This window comes from Sphingorhabdus sp., assembly GCF_035329025.1.
GTDB lineage: Bacteria > Pseudomonadota > Alphaproteobacteria > Sphingomonadales > Sphingomonadaceae > Sphingorhabdus_B.
The window spans coordinates 1-25,994 of the sequence record NZ_DAOLHN010000045.1 but is presented as its reverse complement, the minus strand read 5'-3'; the positions used below and the strand labels follow the sequence as shown (position 1 = coordinate 25,994).

Genomic DNA, 25,994 nt, shown 5'->3' with positions numbered 1-25,994 from the left:
CCTGCCAAAATATTGCTCATCCTGTAGTTGAAACCGATTTCCTTATGCTCATACCAGGGGGCAGGTTCGCGAGCCTGTGTCGAGAGAAAGCGCGCCCTTGCAATCAAATCGGCATCGTCTGAAACCAACATCCCGCCACCTGATGTCGTTATGATCTTGTTGCCATTGAATGAGTAAATGCCCAATCGGCCAAATGTACCACTGGCCTTGCCCTTATAGGTTGCGCCCAATGATTCAGCGGCATCTTCGACCACCGGCACTCCATGCGCGTTGCACAGGTCCAATATCGCATCCATGTCCGCGCTTTGACCGTATAGATTGACGACGATGACGGCTTTCGGCAGACGGTTTTCACGACGGGAAACTGCTAGGGCGCGTTCGAGCGCAGTGGGGCACATGTTCCAGCTTTTTTCATCAGAATCGATGAACACTGGCTCAGCCCCCTGATAGACTATTGGATTTGCACTCGCTGCAAATGTCAAAGAAGAGCAGAAAACCTGATCACCTGATCCAACACCAAGCAGTATAAGTGCGAGATGAATCGCGGCCGTTCCAGACGACAAGGCAGCCGCATGGCCGATTCCAACCTTGCTGGCCAAGTCGGTCTCGAAGGCGTCTACATTGGGCCCCAGTGGTGCGATCCAATTGGTGTCAAAAGCACTTGCAACAAATGTACGTTCCTCATCACCGATATGTGGTGTCGACAGCAGGATGGGCATGTCGATGTCGGATTGGCGCCAGACCTCTGTCACACGCCCCTGTTCATCGACAATAGGAACACAATTGATCGCCTTTTCGCGCATCAGATCCACTGCGCTCCGGCGGGTGGTTCCGACAGGCAATGTCCATGGTTTTTGGTTGTCGAGAGTATCAAGGCAATCGTTAAGCGACGCATTGCCCATAAGGAACCGACGTAGATCTCCATCGGTAATCGTACGTACGAGTCGACCCTCTTGATCAACAAGCAGTGCAAGACCGAGTCCGCCTAAATCAATAACTGCCATAGTTTCGCGGACGGTTGCTAGGCTGGTAACGCTCAATGACTTGGGATCAACCATCTCAATATTGCTTCCTAATTACGGCAGGAATACCGGTCACCACGGCCTCCTTTGGCACATCTTTTGTCACTACAGCTCCGGCACCAATTGTGGCCCCATCGCCAATGTTCAATCCGGGTAAAACATTTGCTCCGGCGCCTATCAACACGCACTTACCTACAACGACTTGCCCGCCGAGACTTGCGGTAGGGGCGATGTGGCTGAAATCACCTATCGTGCAATCATGGTCGATCACTGCAGCATGATTGACGATCACGGCCGATCCGATTTTGCACCTAGGCCCCAGTACGGATCTAGCTGCGACAAAACAGCCCGAATCCAGTTCAGCGAACTCTGATATTGTTGCATCGGGATGAACAATTGTGACAGGTGTCCCAAATCTCTCAGTGAGTCTAGCGCTTACAGCCTTTCGGACAACGCCATCACCGATTGCCGCGTGGAAGCCCGTGACGGGAATGTCCAGCATCGAAGATGTAGAGTGAATCATGAACCCCAGAAGTGTTGCACCTTCCAATTCAGGATTGTCGTCAACGATCGTCAACTTTGTTGTAGACTTTCGGGCAACAAGCGCATCGACTACTACGGCTGCATGGCCGCCCGCCCCAAAGATCAGCACATGTTCAGTAGGCACAGGCTTTATCCAGTAATGACGAAGGTAGGTCGATATTAGCCAATAGATCGGTTATGCGGGAGGCGCTATCGCCATCACCGTAAATGTTGTTACACGGGAATCGCCCTACTTCCAAAATGTGATCTAATGCTGATAAAATCGCTACTTCGTCTGCTTCGGAATCAAGCACATTGGCGTTGCGCTCTCGCAGGTTTTGCCTGCTTCCGACATTTATCACAGGCGTACCAAAACTGGCAGCTTCGATAATACCGGCGCTCGAATTTCCAATCATGACATCGGCGACTGCCATCCAACTGATAAATTCCTGGCGCGGGAAATGAGTGTATAACTTAAAATCTGGCGAGCCAGATTCAGTGTCGAGCAAATTGCGAATGGCATCACCACCAAAATCAGCATTTGGTCGCAAACCAACAATTGCAAATCCGCCTTTTCGCAAAGCGGAAATAATCTCTGCAACTTGCCGAGGGCCGTCATTGGCATTTTGAACAACGGGGTGAAAGATCATCAATGCAATGGGGATGCCTTCTGCTATTCCACTCTTCTCAAGCAACTCTTTTTTTGAGAAAATTGCTTCGCTCTCCAAACCATCCAGCCCCGGCGCTCCGACGCAGAAGACGCTATCGCTCCGTTCACCCATCCTGACCAGCCGCTGTGCGGCATCATCGGTGGCTGTCAAATGGATATGAGCCAGCTTGCTGATTGCGTGACGCACCGGTTCATCAACCGTTCCCGATCGTTCGCCACCGTGAATGTGTACGATCGGAATATTGAGGTGCAGTGCGGCAATCGCGCCAGCCAGCATTTCGCCTCGGTCGCCAAGCAGCATCAGCATATCGGGCCGTTCTCGTTCTAGGATCTCACAGCACCCGTTAATAGTGGCAGCGATGGCACGGGCCATGAAGCTCTCGTTAGACCCAAAATGCGTCGCAATACGACCCGCGATTCTCAGTCCGTCGCCTTCAATCTCTTGCACTGTTTCGCCATAAAGGGGATCGAGATGCATCCCTGTCACAACGATCCCAAGTTCCAATTCGCTATGACGGGAAATGCTGAATAAGGTACGCCGCATCAATCCATAGTCTGCGCGCGTGCCAGACAGATAGAGAATTCGGCGCATCAGTCAAAATCGTCCCAAGACAGCAATGTGCCTGCCTCTATTGCACGGCTGGTTTTGGCGCCGATGACTTCATCAATATGTGCGGGTGATATACCGTCGGCAGGCCGCAGCATTATAAGATCGTCTTTATGGATAGTCGCGCCGGCAGACAAATTCCGCGCTACAGAAATGCTGCGGCGAACGAGCGAGCGAACCGCCAGTTCGGAAGGCCGTGGGGCTTTTACACCACTTCCTATTGCTGCCTCGATTGCCCTTATCTGTTCGACCAGTGATTTGAATTCAATAGGGTCAAGCGAGGCTGCGTGGTCTGGACCAGGTAAGGCCTTGTCTAGCGTAATGTGCTTTTCAATTACTACCGCACCCAGAGCGACGGCACCCACTGCGACGGCTGTTCCACAACTATGGTCCGAATATCCAATGGGGCAATCTAATTCGCGCCCCATAGTTACCATCGCCTGCAAATTTACATTCACTGGTTCCGTGGGGTAATTGCTGGTGCAGTGCAAAATGACAAGGCGGTCATTGCGCTCTTGCATCACGTTCAGGCGATCCCACTCCGCTTCGATACAGTCCTTTGCCGAACGGACTTCATCCATGTCCGCCATGCCGGTTGACATGATGATCGGCAAATCCAGCGCCGCCATTTTCCTAAGCATTGGAAAATTGTCTATGTCGCCTGACGGCAGCTTCATCCGCTTGACACCAATTGACTTCAGAAAATCGGCAGCATCGAGATCAAATGGAGTCGACATGAATTCGACGCCTTTTGCGTCGCAATGGGTTGCCAGTTCGACATGTTCGCTGTCCGAAAGTTGCAGTGCTTGGAGCATATCTTTCTGGTCGCCATCGCCAGTTTGCTGCTTCTGATACTCTGCTTTTTCCGCCCCTGGCCTAACGAGCTTTGCCGCATCAAAGGTTTGAAACTTAACGGCATCGGCACCTACATCGGCCGCAATATCGATCAGCTCTCGTGCCATCTGCAAAGAGCCATTATGATTGACCCCAACTTCAGCGATGATGAAGGTGTGAGAATTACCAAGCACTCCAACCCCCATCGATAGCAAAATTTTGACCGGTGACCCATGCAGATGCATCGCTCGCAAGATAAGCAACAATGCCGAGAAAATCTTCTTCGCGACCCATACGTTTTAGGGGGGTTCTGGCAACGTATTTCTCGACAAATGCATCAGGTTGCGCACGACCAATACCCCCTGGGGATATCGAATTTACGCGTATTGCAGGCGCCAGGCTAGTCGATAGCCAACGTGTAAGTTGTATCAGGCCACCTTTGCTGGCAGCATAAGCCGCCGGATTAGCCATTGGCGTGCCTTCGTAAAGGGACCAATCGGGGCCGAGCATGCCATAGATTGAACCAATGTTTATTATCGAGGCGTTGCCTGACTGTACTAATAGAGGGTGCAGCAATTGTATTAAGTGAAACGGCGCTGTTAGATTAACTTCTAATGCGCGTCGCCAAGTTTCCACGCTCTGTCCCAGAAAAGTAGCGGCCCAACCGCTCAGCCCAGAATCTCCAACAAAAGCTGCGTTGTTGATAAGAATGTCGATGTGTTTGAAACGCGAAGCTATTGCACTCGCCAGTCGGGTGCGTTCGCTGTCTTGTTCCAAATCTACTGCGAAGCAATTGGACGGGGCCATTCGTAACTGGATCGCGCATTCATTGAGCCTTTCTTGATTGCGATCGACCAGTAAGACTGTACATTCTAACTCGATAAGCGCCGATGCCATGGCTCGTCCAAGATGACCCGAACCCCCAGTGATGATTGCTACTCGGCCAGAGAGGTCATGCAACTCTTTCAACGTTGCCATTTGCGGCTCCCATTCGGGTCTATATGTTTCGCTAACAACTCCGCGACCAGAAAGTCATAGGGTGTATCAATGTCGAGTGCCCGTTCGGCAGGCACTTCAACGGCGCGCACCTTTCCTTCGAACAGCCCATTGGCGTGTTTGATCAGTTTTGTTCGAACGGCATATGCCACGGTAGTTATGTCGAACACTTCGGGTACGTCCTGCCTCCGTTGAAAGGCTTCACCACTTTTACATACAATTTCAGCATTTCCGTCAGGCAACACCTGAACCATATTAAAATAAGGGCTACGCTCTGCTTTTCGAACCGTTATTACCACGTCGACATCAGGATTTTGATCTAGCACCATTAAACATGCTTCAACATCTTCGACCGCTCGAAATGGAGAAGTTGTCGGTAGGCTTACGAGAATTTCAAAGGGACTCCCTAGATTTTCCATTGCCTCAACAGCATGTCGCCAAGCGTGCCACTCCGACGCTGAATCACCTGCCAATATCGCTGGTCGCATAAATGGCACTTCAGCGCCGTAAAGTTTGGAAACCTCTGCAATCTCATTATCATCAGTCGAAACGACGACATGTCCAAGCGATGGGCAGGACAACGCGCAGTCAATAGAATAGGCGATGAGAGGCGTTCCATTTAGAGGTTTGATATTCTTCCGAGGAACACCTTTCGAGCCGCCGCGCGCAAAAATAAAGGCTTGGGCGAGTTTTGCAGACATTTATGGCCTTCCAATTTGTACAGTGCCACCCAACACCACAGAACGTCGAGCTGCTTCAATGACCAACATCACATCGACGCCATTTTGTACGTTTGGTTGGACGTCGTTGCCATTAGCGATTGACGTTGTGAAATGGCGAACTTCGTCCAAATAAGTTTGATTTCCATCTGATGGAGAAAAATCAAACGTTTGCGCTTCAACAACCTCCGGACTTCCGGCCACTATCACACGGTCACCCAACGCATCCCATTCGATTGTGCCGTTGGTCGCGATGAACTTGCACTTACGCGTCGCAGGTTTCTGCAGGAAATCCAAATGGATATTGATTATTCGTTTTGGTGATTCATATTCCATTGTAAGATTGACCAAGTCTTCGACATCCAAATCCAGATCTGAAAATCGTCCCATATTGCAATGAACCTTGTCCGGTAGCCCGAACATCCACAGCAAATAGTCAATCTCGTGGCTCAGCTCGAGCAAGGCCCCTCCGCCCAGCGAGGATTGGGCTGAAACCGAATTCCGATAATCTGTTCCCGGCCGCCAAGTAGAAAGATGCTGCCCAACCTCGGCCCGAACGGACAGTACCGACCCGACTATTCCGGAATTTAGTAAGTCGTGCACTTTCAGCAGCGACTGCTTGAAGCGCAAATTATACCCAACCATGCAAATTATTCCCGCGCCAACTGCCGCCCGGGAAATGGTGTCGGCCGAAGATAAATCGGCAGCGAGGGGTTTTTCAATTAGCATGTGAACGCCACGGGCTGCTAGCTTAGATGCTATATCGGCATGCATGGAGGCTGGGCTGGCAATAATCGCTGCATGCGGTTCGAAGGCTAACGCGTCTTCGAGGGTGTAGACAGTCAAATCCGCTCCAACCGCTGACTGCGGCTCCGGAATTTTAGACGTCCGTAATACCGCAATTGTGGCGGCGGGATTGAGCAGACGCAAATTGCGCAAGTGGCGTCGCCCAATGCTACCCAGACTTACAATCAAGAACCGATTAGGATATTCGCCCATTGCCGTTTGCGCATCACATCTGCATAAATCGTCGCAGAACATCCAGGCCTAATTCACCGCTACGCTCAGGGTGGAACTGGGTGGCCATGACGTTTTCGTGCTGGACCGCAGCACAAATTCTGTGCCCTCCGTAAACGCAGTCGGCAAGACGTACATTAGGATCATTCGGGACGGCCGCGAACGAATGCACAAAATAGACAGCAGAGTTGACTGGCGTGGTTTCGAGTAATGTTCCATTCCATGATCGATCTGTCTCAGGAGCAGTTAGCCCGTTCCAACCTATATGAGGAACGCGCTGTGTTTCGCCATCGGTCTTCAAAGCTGGCACAGCCTTCACCCTACCTGCAAGGATACCAAGCCCTGCATGTTCACCAAACTCCTCACTCGCGTCGAAGAGCATCTGCATACCGACGCAAATCCCGAGAAACGGACGTCCGCCGCTTTGAAATCGCCTGATGGCGTCATCAAATCCTTTTTCGCGGACGGCCTTCACACTGTCTTCGAAGGCACCAACCCCCGGGACGACAAGTCTTTCCGCAGTCGCGGCGGTGGCAGGATTTTCTGTCACATCGACGTCAACGCCAACATGGGTAAAGGCCCTTGCAACATTGAGAAGATTGCACATTCCATAGTCGACAATAGTAACTTTGGCGGCCATTTTAGACTTTCCTTACGGCAAATCCGCCGGCGAGGGCGTGTTCGCGGATTTGACCTACCGTCCCTCGATTGTAGTGCAAAATATCCGCCATAGCGACGGCATCAGCGCCGCCGTCTGCAACTGCCTTGGTGAAATCCTGCAATTCTCCCATGCCGCCACTCGCGATGACTGGAACCGATACGGCGTCGCGGACTTTCCGAATAAGTTCTATTTCAAACCCCTTGCGCGTGCCCTCACGATCAACTGACGTCAAAAGGATCTCGCCGGCCCCGCGCGATACCGCTTCTACCGCCCAAGACAGCACATCTCGACCGGTACGTTCGCGACCATTGTCAGTATACACTTCCCATCTACCGTCACCCACCGCTTTTGCTTCGATTGATAGCACCATGGCCTGTGAGCCAAAGTGGTGAGCGACTTCGGTGATCAATTCCGGCCTGGCGATTGCAGCTGTATTGATCGCCACTTTATCGGCACCAGAGCGTAAAATGTGCTTAGCATCGTCCACGGAACGAATGCCGCCGCCCACGGTAATCGGGATGAATACCTGATTGGCTGCGCGGCTAATGATGTCGCTTAGATTGTTCCGGCCATAAAGACTGGCTACGATGTCCATGTAGATCAGTTCATCTGCGCCAGCCTCATAGTAGCGCAACGCATATTCGTGCGGATCGCCAATAACTCTCAACCCTTCAAGGCGGATGCCCTTGATGAGGTTCGGCCCTTTGATATCGAGCCTCGGAATAATGCGGACATTACTCATGGATAATCAGTCGTGCCAGACAGCGTGGCGCAATTTCCATTCCCCGTCCCAGACCCAAAGATGGGGGGAACGGAAAGTTTCCGCCAATTTCATGAAATACTCGCGATCCAAAATCGGTTCATCAAACATTTTACTCGCTTCAGGAAACTCGGATTCCGGTATCGACAAATATTGGAAAATTTCGTCGGCAAAGCGTTCCGGGAATTCGTGATCAAAGCGCTTAACCAATGCCACGCCCTCGTCGCGAGTGATATCGCCAGAGCGAATCTCCTGCGCAGCATCATAACTTGCCCGACCCAAACCGAATTTCACTCCTGTCGTATAATAATGGAAGTCATCAATACGATCATCGATCGAGTTATACTTTGAATATGTTCCGGGCGTGCGCTCAGGTGATGCTTGAAAGCCACCATGCTCCACCGCATAATAATAACAGGCTTGTGGATGCCATTTCAAATAGTATCCTAAATAGTGGACTTCGACTTTTTGCTCTTCGATTTGGTTGGGATCAGCCGGCAGATATGGCAAAAGGTCTTGCTGGACGATGCCGAAGTGCTCCTTAAGGTCAGGTACCGAAACACCACCTAGGCTGACTTTCGACTGGTCTTCAGACGTGAAATAAGACCAATCGCGCTTCGCAGTCTCGGTATCACCGATCGGATTGCCGTATTCAGCTTCGTTTTCGCCGAAGAACACAAGCGGTATTTTGTGGAGCAGGGCCATTTTGGGCGCGAGCGATTTCTGCCCGAACATAAAGGCTTGGAAAGGGTGAAAAAGGTTGTCGACCGCCAATCTTGTCAGCAGTCTGTGCACTCTGCCATTAGGCGTTGTGAGCAAATTGTCATGCCCAGCATGGATCCATGCTTGAAAATTCTTCCATCCCCATTCCGTGTAAACATGCGGTGCCCAAGTAACAGTAAGCGGGTTCATACGATATTTGGTTCGCAAGATATGGGACGCGTAAAAACTGTCTTTGCCGCCCGAACCGGGTACGATGCAATCATACTGGCCATCTTTGCTGCGATGGCGATCGCATAAATCCATCAACTGGCGCTCACGTTCTTCCCAATCGATCGTTTGATGCTTTTTTTCCGCAAAACGGCATGCGTCGCATATGCCTTCAGCATCGAAATAGATCGTCGCCTTCTTGCTGTCCTTGGTGTGGCTATATTCGACAGCAGAATTGGGACGCTGATTTGAAATCACACATTTTTTGCAAAACACCACTTCTTGGGGGAGGCCGTATTTTGTCGATGGATTCTGGTTATCTGGCGCGAATGCAGCTTTATCTATGTTCGCAGGATAGGGAATCTTTTGCATTAAACACTCCGCTGTAATCTCAAGACTTTTTCGATTTCCATGACAACTGCATCTTTCGCAGTGGCCAAAAGAGAAGGTGGCGACAATTGGCCCGATAGTGGAAAAGCAATCTGCTTGCCAGCCAAGTCTTGCAACAAATCTGCAAGTTTCTCGATTGATGTCACTCGCTGAGCAATACCCATTTTTGCAAATGGCGCATCTGCGGTGAAAATCGAGCCGTCAATTGACAGAACAGGGCGCTTCGCCAGCCACGCTTCAAGTCCAACTGTTGAGGCAGTGACCACAACCAGGTCGACTGCATGAAGCAGGGAATGCAGTGGTTCGGTTGTAGGACTAAACTCTATATTCTGTTCGGGCACAAACGTAACATTTTCACTTGGATGATATCTAAGCACCAATCGCAAATTTTGGTCTTGCGTTACAATTTCGCGAAGCTTTCTTTCCACGCGTCGAGGTAATTCGGGGTCACCAGGCTCTCCGGTAAAGGGATGTCGTTGCGGCTCCACTGTCGATGCCCACAAAATCGTCAGGCGCCCATCATCCCATTTGCGGGCTTTGCGCAACGCGCGGCCTGCGGCAATCGTCGAAGGTATGTTTATTACATCAAACGCCGGATTGCCGGTTACGACAACGTCGTCGGGGTCGCGTCCATAGGCGATGAACATCTGGCGTACTGCCTCGTTCAGTACAGTCACTCGATCCGCATATGCTGGTTCACCAATCCACTTAATTTCTTGCAGCGCAAACATGTCGACCATGCAAAGAGAGGGAATGCCAAGCTGCTTGGCAGCCGTGATAGTGGCGCGTTCCGTACGTGGGCTATTGGTTGCAATGACTACATCTGGCTTATACTCAGTCAGAACCCGCCGCATGAAATTTATCGGCAGAAATGCTTGACGGGCACTTTCTTCCCACTGTCGCCATGCAGATTCCAAGTCGCTTACTTCTACCAACTCTGCGAAGTTTGCACCATGATAGGCGAGCGTTTCTTCTCTGCTGACAGGGCCATTGTCATCAAGGTCAGGGCAAAGTTGATTGCCAAAAGCCTGTGCGTTTGGAGCTGCAAGATGCATAAGATCCTTGTAGCCGATATAAGGCTCCCCTGCCTGCTCAGCTATTGCAGACGCAGTTGTCAATGCAAGCAGTGTAACCTTCCATCCGCGCTCTCGCAGAGCTTGGCAGATTGGCAGAATCATCGAAATATGACCGCCGCCATATGCCGCCAGGAAAGCATGTGGCTTGCCCGCGTGCATTCAGTTTACGCCCTTTCCAAACAGGCCGATTGCCGTGGCAAAGATTATTTCCAAATCTCTCAGTAAGCTGGGCTCTCGAGCATATTCAAGATCAAGATCCAGCCGCTGTTCTGGAGTTGCATTTGAGCGAAGCCGGGACTGCGCCAATCCAGTAATCCCCGGCCTAACCGAACAGCGAAGTTTCCAGTGTTCGGGCCGGTAGCCCGACACCTGAGCCTCGACATCAGGGCGTGGTCCCACGATGCTCATTTCACCGCGGATGACATTTATAAGCTGTGGCAACTCATCGAGGCTGGTCCGCCTTATAATTTTCCCGATCCTCGTTATTCGCGGATCGCCGTCGCTCGTCGCATAGCTGCCAACATTTGGGGCTGTCACAATCATCGATCTAAACTTGAATAGCTTGAACGGGATACCATGCATCCCCATTCTATTTTGCCTGAAGAAAACTGGACTGCCGTCGGTTGCCAGAATCGCGGCTGCGACCCCCAACATGATAGGCAGTGTGAGCACCAAAAGTACTGTTGCCACCATAATATCGAACAACCGCTTCAATGCACTTATCCTTCTGGTTCGCATTTCCCAGTTTGGATTGCCGTCGGCAGACCGCAATAACTGGTTCCTTAGATCGATCGTGGGCCCCGGTCCGGCAGCATCGCGCGGATTTCTGCAACTGCTGATCTTACAGCCGCTAGATTTTTTCGATACTCTTGATATTTCAACTGCTTAGCAGATAAGTATACATCGCGAAGCTGCGAAACCTCAGTAACAAAATCCATGGTTTGTTCGATTTCTTCCGGGCTGGCTGCCCCTCGATGGAAAGTGCGAGATAGGATTGCTGCGTCTGAACCCAATCTTGCATGTTCGACCAAGATCCTCTCTGCGGGCAGAAGGCCTTCGCCGACCCTTGCTACGCCACCTATCCCAAATGGCATGCCTACCTTTCTTAGATCTTCGACCATTTCCTCCACTGTTCCATCGATTAGTAATTCGAACATGAAGCGGCGATTGAGTTCTAAGCTCAGGTCGTTTAACCCGATGTGTACACGTTCGATGCCATCGACCTTACAGCAATCGAGTAAATTTTGCTTCGCCCCCTTGGTTTCGACCAAAAGATGTATCCTAGCTCTGCCGTTGACAATTTTTGCATATTTCCGAACTTCGGATACGCTGTGGAACCAAGGTAACATCAATATATCCGCCCCGGCATCGATCAATGCGTCGATTTCACTGAGGGAGTTTTCGTGCAGCGGGTTGGTACGGACCAACAGTCGGCCCTTTGGGACACTGGTCCGAACGTTTTGAACATCGGCGATAGTATGCGTGTTCATCACCGTATCCAAATGACCCTGGCGTTCCGATTTTCCAAGTGTTTCAAGGTCGACCATTATCCAGTCAACGCCTCTTTCGCATGCAAATCGCGCTACGCGAGGCTGGTTTGTAATCAAGATGAAGTGCAACGGCTGCTCCGTTAAGCTGGAATTTTCGGGCGTTTAGATGCGCGACAAAATAGTATCAGCCAACTGCCTGATCCATCGATTCGGTGACTGCGGGATTGTATTCGGGGACGAGCTTTCTAATCAATTGCGACAAATATTGTTCGTCACCGATCTCTGCGGCTGATACCGCTTTTGCAATCAATTCCGACAGTTCTGTCCATGGGATAAATTGCTCACGTGCCTTCATTATCAGTTGATGCTGGGTTGGCTCGGGATTGTCGCCAATTAGAAGTTCTTCATAGAGCTTCTCACCGGGCCGCAATCCGACGACTTTGATCTCTACGTCGCCATCGGGCTGTTCGGCGTTACGCTCGGTAAGGCCCATAAGTATTATCATGCGCCGTGCGACATCGATTATCCGCACTGGTTCCCCCATATCGAGAACGAATACTTCACCGCCACGCGCCATTGCCGCCGCTTGTATAACCAATTGCGAAGCTTCAGGGATGGTCATGAAGTAACGGGTAATGTCTTTGTGAGTTATAGTAATTGGCCCGCCATTCTGGATCTGGTTTCGAAACAGCGGCACCACCGACCCCGATGAGCCCAAGACATTACCAAAGCGCACCATAGCAAAGCAGGTAGCCGAATTTTCTGCGGCTCGCGCCTGTAAAACTTGTTCGGCTAGACGCTTAGTGGCGCCCATTATGTTGGTTGGACGTACCGCTTTGTCAGTTGAAATTAGAATAAAATTTCCGACATTGAAGCGTTCTGCGATAAGCGCCATGTTCATGGTGCCGAGTACATTGTTCAAAACGCCTTCGGTCATGTTAAATTCGACCAGTGGGACGTGTTTGTAGGCCGCAGCATGATAAATAGTATCAGGCTTCCAGCGCGCTACAATTTGTTCCATTCGAGCCTTGTTTAAAACCGAGCCGAGTAGTGGAACTATTTCAAGTTCGTCTTTGAAATAGTTTTCCAGTTCCTGATGAATTGCGTATAGATTATATTCAGAAAGTTCGACCAGAACCAGCTTTGATGGCGCCAAACGCGCTATTTGGCGGCACAGCTCGCTGCCGATTGAGCCACCAGCGCCTGTGACGAGCACAACTTTGCCTTCAATATTCCGTGACATCAAGTCAGGATCCGACTGTACGATGTCGCGCCCGAGAAGTTCTTCTATTTGCAGTTCGCGGAGTTCACTGACTTTCACCCGACCGCTGGCGATGTCGATAAAACTTGGGATCGTACTGATTTTGACAGGATACCCTTCTAGGCTTTCGACAATTTCCTTCCGTCGCTGGCGACTGGCCGAAGGTATAGCTAACAGGAAATCTGTTGCGTCGTATTTCTTCAGCACGTCGACCAGACTTGACGCATCGTGGATGACTTTGCCGTGCAATTTACTGCCTTGTAGAGAGCGATTGTCGTCAACAAACGCAACTACGTCCATTTCGTGTGCTCGGGATAAGGCCGCCTCCAGTTGGCGACCAGCGGCGCCTGCACCAAATATTACGGCGCGTCTATGGGGCTTGCTTATTCGACCTGAGTGGTAGCCGCTTAAAAGTGCCCTAGCTGCGGCCCGGCTTCCGCCAATCGCCATCAAAAGTAAAATTGGTTGAATGACGCCGATCGTACGTGGAATGCCATCAATTCCAAAAGCCGTGAAAATCGAAGCGTAAATAAGAAGGTAGCATAAGGTGCCCTTTGCAAGATTGCTTAAGGTTGCCCACCCGGCTGAGCGGAAAATATCGCTATACAATCCCCATAGTGAAAGAATTGGGATCGCCAAGACAGGAGCCAAGGCATATGATGCCCATTGATTGCCCGTCGGAACGATCCATTCGGATAGTCGAAGCCAGTACGCCAGTTGTACGGTAAGCAGACAAAGTATCACATCAACCGCAAGGGCTATTCCCCGCTTTGCTGAACGAGGTAATTTATCGACTATCGCGGTCGGCATGGCTAACTATTGTTCCCCTGTCGCCGATTGAACAGCGATAAGCTCGACATTCGATAATCTCATGCAGATATCAGACATCGTCACTATTCTGTGATGCGCCATATCCATATCCATATCCATATCCATATCCGTAGCCGGCTTGCTTGTTACGGAGCTTGGTCAGGACTACTCCGAAAATTTGTGCATGCACCGATTGCAATCGTCCAAGCGAAGCCTTGATGCCGCGTATAGCCACACCTTCGGCTTCCGCGACAAATACGCAACCTTCCACCGCACGCGCCAACAGCGGGGCATCAGCAAGCCCTAAAATTGGCGGAGAGTCGATTACAACATGGTCAAACAGCTCAAGCGTTTGTCTCACAAGTAGCAACATTCGATCACTGCTTAGCAGCTCTGCAGCGCTGGGCGGCGTCGGACCAGCAGGCATCAAATGCAAACCTTTTGATTCCGTGAGGACAATGAGCTGCTTCCAATCATTTTCACCCGCGAGGAAATTGCTCAATCCCATTTTGTTCATTTGACCGGTGAACTGGTGCATCGACGGTGATCGCATGTCTGCGTCTATCAGCAATACCTTTTTGCCGGTCCGACCGAGGACAGTAGCGATTGCCAAACTCGACGTACTTTTGCCTTCGGCCGGCCGTGTACTTGTAACCATCAGTGTCCGCGGGACACCGTGGTCCGTCGAGAATGCCAAGTTGGATCGAATACTGAGATAGGCCTCTGAAAGTGCCGATTTCGGATCGCGCAATAAATCTAGCGCACTCTGTTCTTCGACATCGGGTACGCTGCCAAGCAAAGGCACCTGCAGCAACCGATTGACTTGCGTCGGATCACGTAAACCTTCATCGATTTGGTCCAGCGCGAATGTTGCAACCGCAGCCAATCCAATCCCCGCCAACAGTGCAAGCGCGAGATTCAAAGGCAAGATCGGGGAGGAAGGATCGTCAGAAATCTTTGCTGTATCCACAATCGCAATGTTGTTAGCGCCAACTCCGGCTACACCGATCTCTTTGTATCTTTGCAAAAGCCCGTCATACAATTCGCGGTTCGTATCCGCTTCGCGCTGATAGATGTTATATTGGATGCTATCGCGTTGCTGGCGATTCATCTTGTCTTTAAGTTCTTCAACCTGAGCCTTTAGCTCGACTTCACGTCGCTGCGATTCTCTATATTGGGAAGAGCGACTGGAAAGTACCCGCGCTTCTTCTCTTGCAATACTGGCATCGAGCGCGCGTACTTGCTCGGCCAAGGCTTTGGCTGCTGGATATTCTGGTTCAAACTGCACCATTAACTTGGCGTATTCAGATGACACCTCAGCTCTCTTTTGCCTGAGCTGGGTAATCGCCGCATTATTCAACGCCTCTATATTGGCCCCGCCACTTCGCGCTGTGGCCTTGCTTTCCGCAGCGATGCGATCTGCGGTTGCTTCAGCTAGCGCTGAATTCAATGCTTCCAAGTCGCTGGAAACCAAGGTCCGCTCTACCGCAGTGCGGCCGTCCATGCTTTTACTCTTGCCGAGCGCAACAATGCCTTTGTTTTCCGCATAGTTTACGAGTTCACGCTCTGAAGTTTCCAAGCGTGCTCTAAGGTCGGCCAGCCTTCCTTCAAGGAATTTACGGGCATCGGCGGTAGATGCAAAGCGTCGATCCATACTCTGCAGGATAAACTGCTCCGTCCAACTGTTCGCTATTTGTGCTGACAAAGCCGCCGATGCGCTCGTGTAACTAATATCAACAAGCGCAGATCCACGTATCGGCGTAATTGAGATATTATCGCCCAGAAGCTCAATCGCCAGTTTCTCCCGCTTGAGCCTTTCAGCCGAACTGAGCGGTTGCCCAGAATTAGATGCAAAGAGCGCGCCGTCGTCAGGATTCACACCATGGGCTTCAAAGAATGCATCGCTGGTAGCCAGCCTCAGCTGGCGTGCCACTCGTTCCGCCAGGGATTTTGCTTGCAGCAACGAGTATTGCGTCTGGTAAAATTCCAGATCTTGGCTGGCATCCTGAGATTCAAGCGCCTCTACATTGGTGACCTTTTTTTGCTCACGACTTATTTCTATCCGGGAGGTCGCTGTATATTGTGGCGTTGCAAGAAGCGTTAAGACTAGGCCTAAAGCCAGCGCTGCCGCAATAATTCCGGCAATCACCCATTTCCAACGCAGCACCACCTGCCAATATTGCAGCAAGATTGGCGGTGCGATGCTGGATTGCGCATCACCTTGGCTAGCGGACATGTCTGCCGGAAAATTTGCCGGACCCGACGCGGGCGGGAGTGTTCGTAGCATTAAAATCCTAGTCCCAGAATACTGTGTTGCAAAGTCGGCGCAGGCTCTCTGATTGCCTTCAACAGGATATGATGATGCGCTGGCAGCTAGCCCAAAGCACCGGCGAGTTCCACTCTTTTTATGTCAAATCCTGGTAGACTGATGTCTTTCAGGCCAACTTAGGCAGACTTGCAAATAATCCTCCACAAACCTAGGTGCATGTCCTTAAGATTCCTTTTGATGATAGGTTCACATTGCCTCGCTTTGGACAAAAAGAAGGTGCGCCTTCGCTCCAGTTTTGGCTGCTCGCAGCGTTTCTGGTTCTGGTGTTTCTGACTGGTGGTGGATCGCGGACGGATATCTCATCTTTGGCGATATTACGGCCCGCGTCGGTGATTGCTTGTGCCATCGCTTGTCTGACGGTTCGTAAAGCCCATTTTGTTCAGCACGGCACCTTAATAATTGGTTTCGGCGCTATTGTATTGCTGGCGATTCTTCATGTGATCCCGCTTCCGCCGATCTTTTGGCAGTCTTTATCTGGCAGGAATGAGATCGTTGAAATCGATAAGCTGGTAGCAATCAACGATGCGTGGCGGCCGCTAACGCTGGCGCCAATGAACGGCTGGCACGCTATTGCTTCATTGTGTGCACCCTTGGCGACACTACTTTTCGGAATCCAACTCAGTCGGGAGGACACTTATCGTTTGTTGCCGCTGATAATAGGGCTTGCGTCTTTTTCGGGGTTTTTAGGCTTGCTGCAGGTCATTGGAAGCGTCGACGGCCCGCTGTACTTCTACAGAATTACAAACTTTGGCGCTGCGGTTGGACTGTTCGCCAATCGCAACCATGCAGCGACACTGCTTGCCTGCCTTTTTCCTATGCTGACCGTATTGGCGGTAACGGCCCAAGGCTCTGCTGACGCTCAATATCGCCGCAGAATTACAGCAGCGGTTATTGGCGTCGTTCTGGTTCCTTTGGTGTTGGTTACCGGTTCGCGCGCGGGACTGATGAACTCTGTGATTGCCATGGCTGCATCAGCTTTGATTTACGCCACCGCGAAGCCTCAACCAGGTGGGCGCAAAGCTGCGTTCAAGAAAAACGGGTTATTAATCTCATTGCTTGTCATTGGCGGCGTTACCGGCCTTGGTATGCTGACTTTCTTTTTGTCCCGAGCAACTGCTGTGGAACGGCTAATCTCCAAAAGCTTCGCAGAGGAGGGACGGACCGGTTTTTGGCAAGTGTCGTTGGAACTTTTCTGGAAGTACTTCCCTTGGGGTTCCGGCTCCGGCTCTTTTGTAGAGGCTTACCTACTTGCTGAACCTGATGCCATGTTGGACTCGACTTATCTTAACCGAGCGCACAACGACTGGGTGGAAATCGCTGTTACATTTGGATTGGCTGGCGTGATCGCTCTAGCACTGGCATTGGTGGCATATTGTTGGCGTACATTTAAGCTATGGAGGCAAAGCAACAACCGTGCACGGGCAACGGTTTTTGGCCGAATGGCAGGTATTGCAATTGGTATTATCGGAATAGCGAGTATTTTTGACTATCCGTTGCGGACACCAACATTGATGTGTGTTTTTACCGTGCTCGCCCTTTGGTTTACGATGTCACCTACCCAGGTCACGAGTTCGTCTATGATTAACCGAGGGCGTGGGGGAGGAGTCCTGTGATCAAATCCAACTCCATTCGTTCAAAATTTTCAGGCATCGGCATTAGACGTGCGTTTCTTGTCCTGGGAATAACTCCATTTTTGACCTATGGCGCATTTGCACTGGCGGTGTCAGGCATTACCCGTTTAAAAAATCCCGATGTCGCATTGCGATTTGTTCCAGATGAGAGTGCCGCTCTTGCGGCTAAGGCCGACCAACTCTTTTTCGCGAAACCGCAAAACCCTCCCGAAACTGTTCGCAGACTCGCGCTGGATGCATTACACAGCCAAGCATTCAATCCCAAAGCTTTGCGCCTGTTAGGCTATTTTTACGACGCGCGTGGCGATTCCGCCCGTGCAGAGCGATATGTCAGGAAGGCTGCCCATCTTTCCCGCCGCGAACCTGGGGCTCAACTTTGGCTTATCGAAGCGTCTGCGCGATCCGGAGATGTCGAGAAAACGTTGAAACATTATGATATTGCGCTTCGCACGAAGCCCGAGACCCAAACGATACTCTACCCGAGGTTACTCAAAGCCATCGAAGACAAAGAAATTCGAACTGCTCTCAAACCCTATTTCCGCGACGATTCGAGCTGGATGTACGGATTTTTAGTTTTTGCCAGCGGTAACAGTAACAATCTTCCGGCACTGGTGGATTTGATTGTAGAAACCGGTGGGCTAACGGATGTTGCCAACGCCCGAGAGCGGGGAACAGCTCTGCTGACAAGGCTCGTTGCCGAAAATTATTATGAAGACGCGCGCAGGCTGTTCCTGAAATTGCCTGGCAACAAACCGGCGCGTGTCACAAGCGCCTCATTTGACGCTAGTGATCGTGATTCGCGCTTTGGGCCTATGGGCTGGCAGCTGGTTGAAGACCCAAATGCTGGAGGTGGTTTCACTGGGGGTGCCGGCGATCGTCGGACCATGCTCTCGCTCTTTGCCAATTCGGCTACGACTCGGCCGGTGGCGACGAAACTTCTGTACCTTGCGCCAGGCAATTATCTGTTTTCTGCGCGTCTCGCCAATCTTGATCGCGGCGATGGCGGTTTCCTGCGCTGGCAATTGCGCTGCCCAGCTATAGGCGGCACACCGGTTTGGACAATTGACAGCATCAACGCCTTGCTGCGAGCTGAATTGTCGGTGCCGGCAAATTGTCCGGTACAATTCCTCGACATTGTGGCCTCCGGCGGCAAAGGGCAGATGGGCCTCGAAGCAACCGTTGCTTCTGTTTCCGTTGCTCCGGCAAGCTAATGGACAGCAAACGCATATTCATCACTGGTACGGCTGGCTTCATTGGCTACCATCTGGCCGAACTCCTGATCGCGCAGGGGCATGTCGTCGGCGGCTATGATGGCATGACTGACTATTATGACGTCCGCCTGAAAGAGCGCCGTCATGCGATGCTTAACCAGCATGAGGGGTTCAGTGCGACCGAGGCGATGCTGGAGGATCAGGAGCGACTTCAAACTGCCATCTCGTCTTTCAAGCCGGACGTTATCGTTCACCTCGCGGCGCAAGCCGGTGTTCGCTACAGTATCGACAATCCGCGGGCCTATCTGGACGCCAATATCGTCGGCACTTTCAATGTTATGGAGGCTGCTCGGGTGTCGGGCGTGCAGCATCTCCTGATGGCATCCACTTCAAGCGTCTATGGCGCGAATACACATATGCCCTTCACTGAGACGGAGCGGGTGGCAACGCCGCTCACTTTCTACGCTGCCTCCAAATTGGCGAATGAGGCGATGGGGCACAGCTATGCGCACATCTATAATCTCCCGATCACCGTGTTCCGCTTCTTCACGGTTTACGGACCTTGGGGTCGACCTGATATGGCGCTGTTCAAGTTCACCAAGGGCATCATCAACGGCACCCCCATCGATATCTACAACAATGGCGACATGTGGCGTGACTTTACCTATGTCGAAGATCTTGTTCGCGGGATTGCAGGGTTAATCGACGCCGCCCCGCAGCGGCCGGAAAAGCCGGAAGATATATCGCCCGGCGATAGCCTCAGTCCTGCTGCGCCTTTCCGTGCCGTCAATATCGGCAATTCGGAGAAGGTGCGCCTGATGGACTTTGTCGACGCCATTGAGGCTGAAATCGGCAAGAAAGCCATCCGCAATCATATGCCCATGCAGCAGGGTGACGTTCCCGCGACCTGGGCGGATGCCTCGCTCTTGCAGACCCTGACCGGTTACCGCCCGCAAACACCCTTCCGGGAGGGTGTGGCACGTTTTGTACGGTGGTATCGCGACTATTACGAGTGTTGAAGTTTTCGTCTGTTCGAAACTTCTCCAGACCTTTCAATATTCACCGCCCGTCATTTCGATAGTTCAATGCCCTTCGCTTGACCCTTGGTCAAATTGGAACATAATGCGAACAAATGCGAGTCGGTGATTCTTTGCTGCCCGCCCTCCGGGGCGAAAAGGGCCTGTTGCGGGTTGGAGCGCACCATATGCCGCTATGCTCGCAGCCGACGTTGCGGCGCTGGGCCAGCGGGGTGACGTCGCTCGATACCGCGCTGGCGGGGGGTCTGGCTTATGGGCGGGTGCATGAACTGTATGCCGCGCAGGACGAGGATGCAGCGGCGGCGACCGGTTTTGCGCTTGCGCTGCTTACGGCAATGGCTGACGGTGAGGATCGCACCGTGCTCTGGTTGCGCTCGCGCCGCGCGGTGCGGCAGGCGGGCGTGATGCAGGCCGATGGTTGTTGCGATCTGGGTGCGCGCCCCGAGGACTGCCTGTTCGCGATGATTGCTGACACGAAAGAGCTGCTCAAGGCCGCGGTCGATGGCCTGCGCAGTGGGGCACTGGGCACGGTCGTTATCGAAACGCAGGGGAGCCTGCCCGAGCTTGACCTGACCGCCAGCCGCCGTCTCGCGCTGGCTGCCGAAAAATCGGGGACGACGCTCTTCCTGTTGTGCAGCGGAGCGGAGCCAGTGCCGAGCGCCGCCGAAACGCGTTGGCGGGTGGCGGCGGCGCCTTCACGCGCGCTTCCGGCCAATGCGCCGGGTGCGCCTGTTTTCGACATCGAATTGTTACGCCAGCGTTCGGGCCCGTCAGGCCTCAGCTGGCAATTGGAGTGGGACCGTGACCGACGCATCTTTACCGAAGCGGCGGCAGCTGGCGCTCTGGTTCCCGTTCCTGCCTGCGGATCGCCTGCGGCAGCAGGAGCCGGACCGGTGCGTTTCGGCCAGCGCGCCGCCTGACGCGGCACTGGTCTTTGTCGCCAAACAGAAAAATGCGCTGCGGCTGGCGGCGGTGGATGCGGCTGGGCAAGCATTGGGGCTGGCACCGGGGATGGCGCTTGCCGATGCGCGGGTGCGCGTCCCCGGCCTGATCGCGGTCGAGGCGGATGCGGCGGCGGACCGGCACTGGTTGGAGCTGCTGGCGCGCTCCTGCACCCGTTTCTCCCCGCATGTCGTGGCGCACCCTCCCGATGCCATCGCCATCGATATTGCAGGCTGCGAGCATCTGTTTGGCGATGAGGCGGGGCTGATCGAGGCGGTCTCTGATCATGTCGAGCAACGCGGGATGACGGCGCGCATCGCCTGCGCCGTGACGGCAGAGGCCGCGCTGGCACTTGCCCGCTATGCCCGGTTGCCAGTGATGGAAGAGGCCAAGGCCATCCGCACGCTGCCGGTTGCAGCGTTAGGCCTTGATGACGAAGCGACGCTGGGGCTGGTACGGGCGGGGCTGAAAAGCGTTGGGGCAGTTGCCGCACGGCCAAGGGCTGCGCTGGCGGCGCGCTTCGGGATAGAGGCGGTGCGTGCGCTAGAACGGCTGTTGGGGGAGGAGCATCGCCCCGGCACGCCGCTGCGCCATCAAGCCCCCTTGCGGTTCGAGCGCCGCTTTGCCGAGCCAGTTGCGCATGAGCGCGCGGTGGCAGCGGCCTTTACCGAATTGCTGGCGGAGGGTGCGCTGGTGCTGGAGGAACGCGGGCTGGGCGGGCGGCGTTTCCGGCTGGCGCTGGATCGCAGCGATGGTGCGAAACGGCAGCTCGCAATCGAAACCGGCGCGCCGACGCGCGATGCCGCGCTGGTGCTGCGGCTGTTTGACGAGCGGATCGCGTCGCTGGCCGACCCGCTCGATCCGGGCTTCGGCTATGACCGGCTGACGCTCCACATTCCGCTGGCGGAACCGCTGGCGGCGACCCAGCCTGCGCTGGACGGGACGGAGAAAGTCGACGGCCGCCTCGCCGAACTGGTCGACCGGCTAAGCACGCGGCTCGGCCCGGGGGCTATCCGGCGGTTGGTGCCGCAGGACAGCCATATCCCTGAGCAGGCGCAGCTCGCATTACCCGCCATCCACTGCCCCGCGCCGGTGCGCTGGCCCGCCCCCCGCGCAGGTGAGCCGCCGCTGCGTCCGCTCTTCCTTTTCGATCCGCCACAACCGGTCGAGGTGGTCGCCGAGGTTCCCGACGGCCCGCCGCACCGCTTCCGCTGGAAACGCACATTGCACGAGGTGCGGCTCTATGAAGGGCCCGAGCGGATCGCTGGTGAATGGTGGAAGAAGAAGGGTGGTGAGCAGGCCGGACACGGTGGTCTGACCCGCGACTATTACCGCATAGAGGATGCGCGCGGCCGCCGCTACTGGCTATTCCGCCACGGCCTGTATGAGGAAAAGGCGCAGCCCAAATGGTACATGCATGGGCTGTTTGCATGAGCGGGGATTTCGCCGAGCTGGTCGCTGCGAGCAATTACAGCTTTCTGCGCGGGGTATCGCACCCGGCGGACATGGTGTGGCGTGCGGCGCTGCTGGGGATGAGCGGTATCGGTATCGCAGACCGGAACAGTGTCGCCGGCGTCGTCCGCGCGCATGTCGCCTGGCGTGAGGTGCGCGCGCAGATGCCCGATTTCCGGCTGGTGGTGGGGGCGCGGCTGGTCTTTGCCGATGATACACCGGATATCGTCGCTTACCCAATGACCCGTCATGGTTGGGGGCGGCTGACCCGGCTGCTCACGCTGGGTAACCGGCGCGCGGTGAAGGGGGATTGTATCCTCCATTTTGATGACCTGCTGGAACATGCAGATGAGATCGCGTTCATCGCACTCCCTCTTCGTACCTTCGCGTCTTCGCGTGAGTCCGATAAAAATTCTCACGCAAAGGCGCAAAGGCGCGAAGAAGAATACCTTTGGCAGCTAAAGAGTAAAACACCGCACCTATGGCTCGGCGCCACCATGCCACGAAGCGGGAGCGATGCGCGCAGGCTGGCTGAATTGGCCGAGTTGAGTGCGGCAACCGGCATCCCGCTGCTCGCCACCAACGATGCGCTTTATGCCACGCCAGAGGTGCGAGCACTCCACGATATCGTCACCTGCATCCGCGAAGGCACCACGATCCAGAGCGCAGGCAGGCGGCTTCTTGCCAATGCCGAGCGGCACCTGAAATCGCCCGAGGAAATGGCCCGGCTGTTCCGCAAATATCCGAAGGCCATAGCCGCAACGCAGGATTTGCTGTCGCGCATCACCTTCACGCTCGATGATCTCAAATATGAATATCCGCACGAGCCGGTCCCGCCCGGTTGGGAACCGCAGGATTGGCTTGAGCATATGGTGATGGAGGCAGCAAACCAGCGCTTTCCCGAAGGCTTGCCCGTCCTCTGGCGCAAGACCATCGATGAGGAATTCCGCCTGATCCGCGCCAAGGGCTATGCCTATTATTTCCTCACAGTGCATGATGTGGTGCGCCATGCCCGCAGCCTTGACCCGCCTATCCTGTGCCAGGGGCGGGGGAGCGCGGCCAATTCGGTGGTCTGCTATTTGCTGGGCATCACACCGGTCGATCCGGTCGCGAACAAGCTGCTCTTCACGCGTTTCCTCTCCGAAGAACGCAACGAGCCGCCCGATATCGATGTCGATTTCGAGCATGAGCGGCGCGAGGAGGTGATGCAATATATCTATGCGCGCTATGGCCGCGAGCGTGCCGGGATCGCCGCGACCGTGATTCACTACCGCCCGCGCAGCACAATCCGCGAAGTAGGGAAAGCACTGGGGCTGACCGAGGATGTGACCGCGCGGCTCGCGAGCACCATCTGGGGCAGCTGGGGCGGTGATGTGCCAGAGGCGCGGGTGACTGAGGCGGGGTTCGATCCCGCCAATCCCGAAATCGCACGGCTCAAAAATCTGGTCGACCAGCTGCTCGAATTTCCCCGGCACCTCTCGCAGCATGTCGGCGGTTTCGTGCTCACCGAAGGGCGGCTGGACGAACTGGTGCCAATCCACAATGCGGCGATGCCCGACCGCACCTTCATCGAATGGGACAAGGACGATATCGACGCGCTGGGGCTGATGAAGGTCGATGTGCTCGCGCTCGGGATGCTGACCTGCATAAGGAAGGCATTTGATATTTTGAATAAATCCCCCTCCCGCTTGCGGGAGGGGTTAGGGGAGGGGCGAGCGGAGCGAGCTTGCGCTCTCACAGGCCCTCCCCCGGCCCCTCCCGCAAGCGGGAGGGGAGAAAATCTCCTCACCCTCTCCACCATCCCCACCGAATGCCCCAAGGTTTACGCCATGCTGCAAAAGGGCGACAGCATCGGGACATTTCAGGTCGAAAGCCGCGCGCAGATCAACATGTTGCCGCGGATGAAGCCTGCCTGCCTTTACGACCTTGTCATCCAGGTGGCGATCGTGCGGCCGGGGCCAATCCAGGGCGGGATGCTGCATCCCTATCTGCGTCGCCGCAACAAGGAGGAAGCGGTCGACTATCCCTCGCCCGCACCGCCGCACGATCCGGATGAATTGCGCGACGTCCTCGAAAAGACGCTAGGGGTTCCGCTGTTTCAGGAACAGGCGATGAAGCTTGCCATTGTCGCCGCCAATTTCACCCCTGCGCAGGCCGATGGCCTCAGGCGGGCGATGGCGACCTTTCGCAATGTCGGCACGATGCATCGCTATGAGGAGATGCTGGTCGATGGCATGGTCGCGCGTGGCTACACCCGCGACTTTGCCGAGCGTTGCTTTGGCCAGATTAAGGGCTTTGGCGAATATGGCTTTCCCGAGAGCCATGCGCAGGCTTTTGGCTGGCTGGCCTATGTGTCGAGTTGGCTCAAATGCCACCATCCGGCAGTCTTCACCTGTGCGCTTTTGAATTCACAACCCATGGGTTTCTACGCGCCGGCGCAACTGGTGCGCGATGCGCAGGAACATGGGGTCGAGCTGCGCGGTGTCGATGTGAATGTGAGCGGGTGGGATAACGGGGTTGAGGCTATTAGCCCTCTCCCCTTCAGGGGAGAGGGTTGGGAGAGGGGGAGTCTGGCGACTGCTTCGCCGTCATGCCCCTCTCCGCTGCGACTAAGCGGACAAGCCGCCAAGTCTCGCTCCTCTCCCCTGAAGGAGAGAGGGGATTTCGCCCTGCGCATCGGCTTCCGCCAGATCGACGGCTTCCGTCAGGCCTGGGGAGAGGCCATCGAAGCCGCACGCTTATCCGGTCCATTCAGCTCGATTGAGGATCTGGCCCGGCGTGCTGCCTTGCCGCCTGCCGCTTTGCGCAAGCTGGCCGATGCCGATGCCTTTGGCTCCTTGGGCAAGGGGCGGCGTGATGCGCTGTGGGAGGCGCGGCGGACTCCGGCTGACCAGTTGCCGCTCTTTGCCTTTGCCGATGCAGCGGAACTGGGGGCGGAGCCCGATGCGCAGCTTCCCACCATGCCGCTATCGGAAGAGGTGGTCGCCGACTACCAGATGCTGCGGCTGTCGCTGAAGGCGCATCCGATGCAGTTCCTGCGCGAGCGCTTCACCCGAGAAGGCGTGCTGAGCTGCGCCGATACCAACGCTGCACCCGACGGGCGCAAAGTTGCCTGTGTCGGCATCGTCCTCATCCGCCAGCGGCCGGGCAAGGGCAATGCCGTATTTATCACCATTGAGGACGAAACCGGCGTGGTCAACGCGCTGCTCTGGGCGCGTGACATGGAGAAGCAACGCCGTGCGGTGATGGCATCACGGCTGATGCGGATCGAGGGCGTGATCCAGCGCAGCAAGGAAAATGTCGTCCACCTGATGGCCAGCCGCATCATCGATTGCACCGAAAGACTAGACCATCTCTCCGAAAGCCACCGCGCCGACCCGCAACTGGCGCGCGCCGACGAGGTCGCCCGCCCGCAGGTTCCGCGCGCATCATCCCCCCGCGCACCGGGGCGCAGCGCCGGGCATCCGCGCAATGTGCGGATATTGCCCAAGTCGCGCGATTTTCATTGAGTCACAGGGCAACAGCATCGCAACGTCGCCTGCAGGCTGCGCGATCAAAATCGACTATTTTTAGAAAAACTGGAGCGGGCGAAGGGATTCGAACCCTCGACCCCAACCTTGGCAAGGT

General features: G+C 54.5%; 21 protein-coding genes. 6 read left to right on the top strand and 15 right to left on the bottom strand.

The window, feature by feature from the left end; translation table 11 throughout:
* From PKC81_RS12190 to PKC81_RS12120, 15 genes are all read right to left on the bottom strand, one after another.
* Positions 1–1,004, bottom strand: a 1,004-nt coding sequence (locus PKC81_RS12190) for an aminotransferase class I/II-fold pyridoxal phosphate-dependent enzyme (RefSeq protein WP_324336463.1), incomplete at its 3' end; no start/stop codon positions are given.
* Positions 1,005–1,059: 55 nt separating this feature from the next.
* Positions 1,060–1,689: a NeuD/PglB/VioB family sugar acetyltransferase gene (locus tag PKC81_RS12185; protein ID WP_324336461.1), complete on the bottom strand. Its 630-nt coding sequence runs from the start codon at positions 1,687–1,689 to the stop codon at positions 1,060–1,062.
* The gene (gene neuC, locus PKC81_RS12180; RefSeq protein ID WP_324336459.1) at positions 1,679–2,806 is read right to left on the bottom strand and encodes a UDP-N-acetylglucosamine 2-epimerase; all 1,128 of its coding nucleotides are present in this window, start codon (positions 2,804–2,806) and stop codon (positions 1,679–1,681) included. The genes PKC81_RS12185 and neuC overlap by 11 nt, the downstream gene beginning before the upstream one ends.
* Complete coding sequence (gene neuB / locus PKC81_RS12175; protein WP_324336456.1) at positions 2,806–3,849, bottom strand: N-acetylneuraminate synthase; 1,044 nt, start codon at positions 3,847–3,849, stop codon at positions 2,806–2,808. The genes neuC and neuB overlap by 1 nt, the downstream gene beginning before the upstream one ends.
* On the bottom strand, positions 3,839–4,633 hold the full coding sequence (locus PKC81_RS12170) for an SDR family oxidoreductase (protein ID WP_324336454.1): 795 nt from the start codon (positions 4,631–4,633) through the stop codon (positions 3,839–3,841). The genes neuB and PKC81_RS12170 overlap by 11 nt, the downstream gene beginning before the upstream one ends.
* Positions 4,621–5,352 (bottom strand): acylneuraminate cytidylyltransferase family protein, encoded by a 732-nt coding sequence (locus PKC81_RS12165; RefSeq protein WP_324336452.1) that lies wholly within the window; start codon positions 5,350–5,352, stop codon positions 4,621–4,623. The genes PKC81_RS12170 and PKC81_RS12165 overlap by 13 nt, the downstream gene beginning before the upstream one ends.
* A complete protein-coding gene (locus PKC81_RS12160) occupies positions 5,353–6,369 on the bottom strand; it encodes a Gfo/Idh/MocA family oxidoreductase (protein ID WP_324336450.1) in 1,017 nt (338 codons plus the stop codon).
* Positions 6,370–6,382: 13 nt separating this feature from the next.
* On the bottom strand, positions 6,383–7,027 hold the full coding sequence (gene hisH, locus PKC81_RS12155; protein ID WP_324336448.1) for an imidazole glycerol phosphate synthase subunit HisH: 645 nt from the start codon (positions 7,025–7,027) through the stop codon (positions 6,383–6,385).
* Between the two features lies 1 nt (position 7,028).
* Positions 7,029–7,790, bottom strand: coding sequence for an imidazole glycerol phosphate synthase cyclase subunit (locus tag PKC81_RS12150; RefSeq protein WP_324336446.1), 762 nt, complete (start codon positions 7,788–7,790; stop codon positions 7,029–7,031).
* A 6-nt stretch (positions 7,791–7,796) separates the two neighbouring features.
* The gene (locus tag PKC81_RS12145; protein WP_324336444.1) at positions 7,797–9,110 is read right to left on the bottom strand and encodes an N-acetyl sugar amidotransferase; all 1,314 of its coding nucleotides are present in this window, start codon (positions 9,108–9,110) and stop codon (positions 7,797–7,799) included.
* Positions 9,110–10,363 (bottom strand): glycosyltransferase, encoded by a 1,254-nt coding sequence (locus PKC81_RS12140; RefSeq protein WP_324336442.1) that lies wholly within the window; start codon positions 10,361–10,363, stop codon positions 9,110–9,112. The genes PKC81_RS12145 and PKC81_RS12140 overlap by 1 nt, the downstream gene beginning before the upstream one ends.
* Positions 10,364–10,918: a sugar transferase gene (locus tag PKC81_RS12135; protein ID WP_324336440.1), complete on the bottom strand. Its 555-nt coding sequence runs from the start codon at positions 10,916–10,918 to the stop codon at positions 10,364–10,366.
* 68 nt (positions 10,919–10,986) lie between these two features.
* On the bottom strand, positions 10,987–11,811 hold the full coding sequence (locus PKC81_RS12130; protein WP_324336464.1) for an aldolase/citrate lyase family protein: 825 nt from the start codon (positions 11,809–11,811) through the stop codon (positions 10,987–10,989).
* A gap of 67 nt (positions 11,812–11,878) precedes the next feature.
* Positions 11,879–13,765, bottom strand: coding sequence for a nucleoside-diphosphate sugar epimerase/dehydratase (locus PKC81_RS12125; protein ID WP_324336438.1), 1,887 nt, complete (start codon positions 13,763–13,765; stop codon positions 11,879–11,881).
* Between the two features lie 70 nt (positions 13,766–13,835).
* Positions 13,836–16,001: a polysaccharide biosynthesis tyrosine autokinase gene (locus PKC81_RS12120; protein ID WP_324336436.1), complete on the bottom strand. Its 2,166-nt coding sequence runs from the start codon at positions 15,999–16,001 to the stop codon at positions 13,836–13,838.
* A gap of 245 nt (positions 16,002–16,246) precedes the next feature.
* On the opposite strand from PKC81_RS12120, the gene PKC81_RS12115 reads away from it, so the two are divergent.
* From PKC81_RS12115 to PKC81_RS12090, 6 genes are all read left to right on the top strand, one after another.
* Positions 16,247–17,707, top strand: coding sequence for an O-antigen ligase family protein (locus PKC81_RS12115; protein ID WP_324336434.1), 1,461 nt, complete (start codon positions 16,247–16,249; stop codon positions 17,705–17,707).
* Positions 17,704–18,936 carry a hypothetical protein gene (locus PKC81_RS12110; protein WP_324336431.1) on the top strand — a complete coding sequence of 411 codons (1,233 nt, stop codon included), beginning with the start codon at positions 17,704–17,706 and terminating at the stop codon, positions 18,934–18,936. The genes PKC81_RS12115 and PKC81_RS12110 overlap by 4 nt, the downstream gene beginning before the upstream one ends.
* Positions 18,936–19,955 (top strand): GDP-mannose 4,6-dehydratase, encoded by a 1,020-nt coding sequence (locus PKC81_RS12105; RefSeq protein WP_324336429.1) that lies wholly within the window; start codon positions 18,936–18,938, stop codon positions 19,953–19,955. The genes PKC81_RS12110 and PKC81_RS12105 overlap by 1 nt, the downstream gene beginning before the upstream one ends.
* Positions 19,956–20,140: 185 nt before the next feature.
* Entirely contained in the window at positions 20,141–20,893 is a 753-nt protein-coding gene (locus tag PKC81_RS12100) for a hypothetical protein (RefSeq protein WP_324336428.1), read from the top strand.
* Positions 20,775–22,349: a DNA polymerase Y family protein gene (locus PKC81_RS12095; protein ID WP_324336426.1), complete on the top strand. Its 1,575-nt coding sequence runs from the start codon at positions 20,775–20,777 to the stop codon at positions 22,347–22,349. The genes PKC81_RS12100 and PKC81_RS12095 overlap by 119 nt, the downstream gene beginning before the upstream one ends.
* Positions 22,346–25,876 (top strand): error-prone DNA polymerase, encoded by a 3,531-nt coding sequence (locus PKC81_RS12090; RefSeq protein ID WP_324336425.1) that lies wholly within the window; start codon positions 22,346–22,348, stop codon positions 25,874–25,876. Before PKC81_RS12095 ends, PKC81_RS12090 begins: the two co-directional genes overlap by 4 nt.
* Positions 25,877–25,994 lie beyond the last annotated feature (118 nt).

Excerpts from the sequence above, each read along its gene's own strand:
- neuC (WP_324336459.1), bottom strand. The coding sequence starts at position 2,806 with ATGCGCCGAATTCTCTATCTGTCTGGCACGCGCGCAGACTATGGATTG.
- PKC81_RS12170 (WP_324336454.1), bottom strand. The coding sequence starts at position 4,633 with ATGGCAACGTTGAAAGAGTTGCATGACCTCTCTGGCCGAGTAGCAATC.
- PKC81_RS12165 (WP_324336452.1), bottom strand. The coding sequence starts at position 5,352 with ATGTCTGCAAAACTCGCCCAAGCCTTTATTTTTGCGCGCGGCGGCTCG.
- PKC81_RS12160 (WP_324336450.1), bottom strand. The coding sequence starts at position 6,369 with ATGGGCGAATATCCTAATCGGTTCTTGATTGTAAGTCTGGGTAGCATT.
- hisH (WP_324336448.1), bottom strand. The coding sequence starts at position 7,027 with ATGGCCGCCAAAGTTACTATTGTCGACTATGGAATGTGCAATCTTCTC.
- PKC81_RS12150 (WP_324336446.1), bottom strand. The coding sequence starts at position 7,790 with ATGAGTAATGTCCGCATTATTCCGAGGCTCGATATCAAAGGGCCGAAC.
- PKC81_RS12145 (WP_324336444.1), bottom strand. The coding sequence starts at position 9,110 with ATGCAAAAGATTCCCTATCCTGCGAACATAGATAAAGCTGCATTCGCG.
- PKC81_RS12140 (WP_324336442.1), bottom strand. The coding sequence starts at position 10,363 with ATGCACGCGGGCAAGCCACATGCTTTCCTGGCGGCATATGGCGGCGGT.
- PKC81_RS12125 (WP_324336438.1), bottom strand. The coding sequence starts at position 13,765 with ATGCCGACCGCGATAGTCGATAAATTACCTCGTTCAGCAAAGCGGGGA.
- PKC81_RS12120 (WP_324336436.1), bottom strand. The coding sequence starts at position 16,001 with ATGTCCGCTAGCCAAGGTGATGCGCAATCCAGCATCGCACCGCCAATC.
- PKC81_RS12105 (WP_324336429.1), top strand. The coding sequence starts at position 18,936 with ATGGACAGCAAACGCATATTCATCACTGGTACGGCTGGCTTCATTGGC.
- PKC81_RS12100 (WP_324336428.1), top strand. The coding sequence starts at position 20,141 with ATGCCGCTATGCTCGCAGCCGACGTTGCGGCGCTGGGCCAGCGGGGTG.
- PKC81_RS12090 (WP_324336425.1), top strand. The coding sequence starts at position 22,346 with ATGAGCGGGGATTTCGCCGAGCTGGTCGCTGCGAGCAATTACAGCTTT.